The sequence below is a fragment of the Roseateles sp. genome, from assembly GCF_036404855.1.
In the GTDB taxonomy this organism is placed as follows: domain Bacteria; phylum Pseudomonadota; class Gammaproteobacteria; order Burkholderiales; family Burkholderiaceae_C; genus Pelomonas.
In genome coordinates this window covers 1-3,074 of the sequence record NZ_DASWYS010000195.1, presented here as the reverse complement: position 1 = coordinate 3,074, position 3,074 = coordinate 1, and the positions used below count along the sequence as shown (strand labels likewise).

General features: G+C 66.3%; 4 protein-coding genes. 3 read left to right on the top strand and 1 reads right to left on the bottom strand.

Translation table 11 applies throughout. The annotated features are described in order from the left end of the window. The 3 genes from VGF12_RS12940 to cysS all read left to right on the top strand — a co-directional run. Positions 1-1,013 (top strand): aminopeptidase (locus tag VGF12_RS12940; protein WP_331176445.1); only part of this gene is annotated, 1,013 nt, incomplete at its 5' end. Between the two features lie 133 nt (positions 1,014-1,146). Further along, a complete protein-coding gene (locus VGF12_RS12935) occupies positions 1,147-1,269 on the top strand; it encodes a hypothetical protein (RefSeq protein ID WP_331176444.1) in 123 nt (40 codons plus the stop codon). Positions 1,270-1,343: 74 nt separating this feature from the next. Further along, on the top strand, positions 1,344-2,720 hold the full coding sequence (gene cysS, locus VGF12_RS12930) for a cysteine--tRNA ligase (RefSeq protein ID WP_331176443.1): 1,377 nt from the start codon (positions 1,344-1,346) through the stop codon (positions 2,718-2,720). A 183-nt stretch (positions 2,721-2,903) separates the two neighbouring features. On the opposite strand, the gene VGF12_RS26230 is transcribed toward cysS, so the two are convergent. After that, entirely contained in the window at positions 2,904-3,065 is a 162-nt protein-coding gene (locus tag VGF12_RS26230; RefSeq protein ID WP_414710082.1) for a DUF4396 domain-containing protein, read from the bottom strand. Between the last annotated feature and the right edge of the window lie 9 nt (positions 3,066-3,074).

Sequence of the window (3,074 nt, the reverse complement as noted above, 5' to 3'; positions counted from 1 at the left end):
CCCTGGGCTACTACTCCGGCCTGGCCCAGGGCCAGCGTGCCCTGCTGAAGGCGCGCGAGCCAATCACTGGTATCGTGCAGGACGAGCAGCGGGACCCCGAACTGCGACGCCGCCTGCAGAAGGTGCAGGACGCGCGCCGCTGGGCGGTGGAACACCTGGGCCTGCCGGACAACCGCAGCTACACCACCTACGCCGACCTGGGCCGCTCCTTCGTGGTGTGGAACGTGTTCGCGGCGCTGGAGCTGTCGCTGGAGCCGTACCAGAACTGCTTCCTGCTGGTGGGCTGCCTGGCCTACCGGGGCTATCACCGGCAGGAGGAGGCCGAGCGCCGCGCCGAGGGCCTGAGGAAGCAGGGCTACGACGTGCACGTGGGCGGCGTGCCGGCCTACTCCACGCTCAACTGGTTCGCGGACCCGGTGCTGAACACGATGATGCGTTGGTCCGATGAAGTGCTGGTGGGGATGATCTTCCACGAGCTGGCGCACCAGGTCGTCTACGTGCGCGACGACACCGCGTTCAACGAGTCCTACGCCGAGTTCGTCGAGGAGCAGGGCCTGCAGGAATACCTCGCCGATAGCGGTGGCACGCGCGAGGACTGGCGACTGTATGAGCGCCGTCGCCACCAGTTCGTCGACCTGGTGCTGGCGACGCGCTCGCGCCTGGCGCAGGTCTACGGCGCGGATTTGTCAGATGACGACAAGCGCAGCGCCAAGAAACGTCAGTTCGAACAGCTGGCGCAGGACTACCGGCAACTCCGCGACGGCCCCTGGGCCGGCTACGCCGGCTTCGATGCCTGGTTTTCCGTGGCCGAGCCGAACAACGCGCGGCTGCTGCCCTTTGCACTCTACGACGAACACAAGCCGGCGTTTGCCAGCCTGTTCCGCCAGGAAAACGGCGATTGGCCACGTTTTCACGAGGCGGTGCGGCGGCTAGGAGCCCTGCCGGCGGCGGAGCGGTCGGCACGTTTGCGCGAGCTTGCGCAAGCCGGGGAAGGGCCCATGACGACCCCCTGAACGGGGGGTACTGTCTGCAGATGGACCCGGGCACGATCGTTGCATTCCGGTAGCGGAAATAGCTGACACGAGATGTCAGCAAATTCTTGCAATTCTTGCAGTCCCTCCGCCCGCCAATAGAAAGAGAATCACCGTGACGATCATGTATTACGACACCACCGCCGGCCGCAATCGCGTCAAGCGCCGCTACGTCTGGGCTTTCTGGGGTTTCCTGGCGGGCGTGGTGACGGTCGAGGCGCTGCGCTACCTCCTCTGAAGCGTTAGCAGGCTTCGAGGCGACAGTAGGCTTGCCTGGCGGTATCCTTCGCGGGTTTTTTTGCCTGATCCGCCATGCAAGTCCATAACACCTATACCGGCCGCAAAGAGCCCTTCCAGCCCCTGAACCCCGACCGCGTGACGATGTATGTCTGCGGTCCGACGGTCTACAGCTACGCCCATATCGGCAACGCCCGTCCGGCGGTGGTGTTCGATGTGCTGGCCCGCGTGCTGCGCCGCCGCTATCCCGGCGTGCTGTACGCCCGCAACATCACGGACATCGACGACAAGATCAACAAGGCCGCCGCCGACCAGGGCGTCGAGATCGGCGTGATCACGGCCAAGTTCGTGGCCGCCTACCACGAGGACCTGGAAGCCATCGGCGTGCTGCCGCCGGACTTCGAGCCGCGCGTGACCGAGCACCTGCCGCAGATCATCGCCATGGTGCAGCGCCTGATCGACAACGGTCACGCCTACGAGGCCGATGGCCACGTGCTGTTCCACACCCGCAGCTATGCCGACTACGGCAAGCTGTCCAAGCGCGACCCGGAGCAGCTGCTGGCCGGCGCCCGCGTGGAAGTGGCACCGTACAAGAAGGACGCTGGCGACTTCGTGCTGTGGAAGCCCTCCACGCCGGAGCAGCCGGGCTGGGATTCGCCCTGGGGCCGCGGTCGCCCGGGCTGGCACATCGAGTGCTCGGCCATGTCCGAGGCGCTGCTGGGCGACACGCTGGACATCCATGCCGGCGGCCATGACCTGATCTTCCCGCACCACGAGAACGAGATCGCGCAGTCCACCTGCGCGCACGGCGGCAAGACCTACGCGCGCTACTGGATGCACAACGGCTTCCTGACCGTGAACAGCGAGAAGATGGCCAAGTCGGTAGGCAACGTGCTGCTGGTGCGCGGCCTGCTGAAGCAGGCCCCCGGCGAGGCGATCCGCCTGGCGCTGCTGTCGGGCCACTACCGCCAGCCGCTGGACTGGAACGACGAGGTCATCGCCGAGGCGCGCAAGAAGCTGGACCGCCTCTACGGCACGCTGCGCGAGCTGGCGGACGTGGCACCGGCCGCGGGCGAGGGTGCGCCGCAGGCCTTCGTCGACGCGCTGGAGGACGATCTCAACACGCCGATGGCGCTGGCCGAGCTGTTCGCCCTGAGCCATGCCGCCAACAAGAGCGAGGATGCCGCCGAGAAGGCGCGCATCAAGGCGCAGCTGGTGGAGGCTGGCAAGCTGATCGGCCTGCTGCAGCAGGAGCCGGCGGCCTGGTTCGGCTGGGCGCCGGAGGGCGAGGATCAGCTGACGCCGGAGGTGATCGACGCGCAGTTGGCACTGCGCGCCGAGGCCCGCCGCAACCGCGACTGGGCCGGCTCCGACCGTATCCGTGATGAGCTGAAGGCCAAGGGTGTCCTTGTCGAAGACGGCAAGGATGGCCAGCGCTGGCGGTATGCCTGAAAAAGACGGGAATGGGGAATCGGGAATGGGGAATCGTAAAGGCGGCCTGGCTTCTACGATTCCCGGTCCCCGCTTTTTCTCAAGCGTGGCGCCAGCTGTGCCTTGATGATCTGGGGAATCCAGAATCGTAAGGACGGCTTGGCTTCTACGATTCCCGATTCCCCATTCTCGATTCCCGTCCTTTCAGTGGCAGTTCTTCATGCCGCGCCTGAGCAGCCACCAGTTCACTGGCAGGGCGGCGAAGTAGCCGGCGACCGCGGCGGTGCCGAAGGCGATCCAGTACTGCGGGTGCGCCAGGCTCATGCCCGGCCCCATGCCGCCCATGTGGTAGTCGACCAGGTTCATCACCAGCTC